A 2125-nucleotide genomic window follows, 5' to 3' on the forward strand; every position below is an offset into this window, starting at 1 on the left:
TACGTTCCGCGAGAGTAGGACGTTGCCGGGCAAATATTTATAAATGGATGCGATGAGCCGCACTCGAGACCTGTTAGGTCTCTTTTTTTTGTTTAAAAATTCTAGGAGGGAGATAATAAAATGAAAAAGTATTTTGAAGTTATGTTTAAAGTAGATAAGAAGAAATTAGGAACCAAAAAAGCCATTTTGCAAGCTATTATTGTGTTTATTATTTTAGCAAGCAGTGTGCTTTTTGGGAGATTTGATCTTGGTCTAACCGCAGTGTTAGGATCCTTTAGTAATATTTATGTATTTAATGGTTCTTATCCCTCTAGAATAAGAAAAGTTATTGTTGTTTCGATTATGTTAAGTGTTTGTTTAATGTTAGGTACATTAACTATTACTATTCCGTTTTTATATGCATTAATTTTAGGCTTAATTGGTATGATTGCTCACTTTATTTTAAAAGCATTTCAAATACCAGGACCATCTTCAGTGTTCTTTGTTTTGACATATAGTGTTGCTTCAATTATGCCTATTATGCCAGAAGATTTTCTTAATAGAGGTTTACTTGTATTATGTGGGGGACTTGTAAGTACTCTAGTTATTATAGTTGATGCTATTTTTAATCATAAGAAGCCTGAAATAGAAAGTGTATTAAATATTTATAAAAATCTAGCATATTTAACTAAAAATTTTAATGGTAAGACATTTGATGATGCTCGAAGTGACACATTGAGTTCTATACATTACGCAACTAATACATTAACAACAGCTAATGCGTTTTGGAATAAAAATAAAGATTATAATCGCTTGTTGCAGTTAAAAGGTAGAGCTGAAGCAATGTGGTCTAGTTGTTTAGAATTATCATCTAAAGGTTATGAGGTTTTGCCGGTTGAAATAAGCGAATCTTTAGAATACATTTGTAACAGAATTGAAGGAAAGAATACATTGGAATACAGCTCAATTGTTTATGATGGAGATGACGTTTACTTAAGTGAGTTGGCTGATTTGATAAATAATACAGTTAAGATGCTAAACGAATCTGATTTGCAGATAGATAAACAAATTAATTATAAAAAACCTATGTATTCAAGAATTATTCAAGAAAATTTATCTAAAGATTCTCTAGTACTTATGTCATCAATGCAATACGGCATTATACTATTTACTTCAGTAATCATAGCATTTGGTTTAGGCTTTGAAAGAGCTTATTGGATACCAATTTCTTGTTGTTCAGTGTTGTTAGGGTCATCTTCTTTATCAACTATACAAAGAGCACTTCAAAGAACTGTAGGTACAATTTTAGGAATGCTTGGTGCAGTTATAATCTTAGCCTTTGAACCAAATGCATGGACAATCGTTATATTAATGACAATATTAATGGCCACAGCTGAATTGTTAATCGCATTTAATTATACGTTCGCTATAATGTTCATTACACCAAATGTACTATTAATGTCAGCAGCAATAACAAATCAATTTGATACGTATTTAGTTGTCCCAAGAATTACAGATGTTATTATCGGGTCAGCTATAGGTTTAATAGGTGTATTAATAGTAGGAAGAAATCATGCTTCTAAAAAATTACCTAAATCAATAAATAACACTTTAAGATTACAAGCAGATATATTACACACTCTATTTTCATCAAATAAATATCATGATAATATTGTAGGTCCAACGATTATTACAGAAATGCATACAGAAATCATGAATACTAAAGCGATGTATCAAGCTGCTTTAAATGAAATGGATAACGACATAAAAAAAATAGAATATGTATATCCAATCATATTTACTGTAGAACAATTAGCATTTACATTAGAAAGAGCATTTGAGCACGGTAATATTAGTACTTTATCAGATAGAGATATAGGACTTTACTTAACTACTTATGAAAACATATGTAAAAAGGTATTATTTGATACAAGTTATAAACCAATTGAATTGCCATATTTAAAGGAATTCACTAGTATTCGAGCTGAACTAATGAAATTACAAAGTTTAAGTAGCGATAAATCATAAGAGGATGAGACAATTAATTTGTCCCATCCTCTTCCTACGATTAGTCAAGTACTAGTATTAAAAAATGGCATACTAAAATAGACCTTATGATTTTATTTTTTTTAATAAGGTGTTAATA

At 29.7% G+C, this 2125-nt stretch carries 1 protein-coding gene; it reads left to right on the forward strand.

All coding sequences use genetic code 11. The features are described from left to right. The first annotated feature begins 120 nt into the window (after positions 1-120). Positions 121-2007 carry an FUSC family protein gene (locus LQ609_RS12515; RefSeq protein ID WP_119634220.1) on the forward strand — a complete coding sequence of 629 codons (1887 nt, stop codon included), beginning with the start codon at positions 121-123 and terminating at the stop codon, positions 2005-2007. Positions 2008-2125 lie beyond the last annotated feature (118 nt).

The sequence above is a fragment of the Mammaliicoccus sp. G-M28 genome (assembly GCF_022386595.1).
GTDB classification, from domain to species: Bacteria; Bacillota; Bacilli; order Staphylococcales; family Staphylococcaceae; genus Mammaliicoccus; species Mammaliicoccus fleurettii.

What these genes read in the sequence shown, in the direction of transcription:
- LQ609_RS12515 (WP_119634220.1), top strand. Translation starts at nt 121, where the DNA reads ATGAAAAAGTATTTTGAAGTTATGTTTAAAGTAGATAAGAAGAAATTA.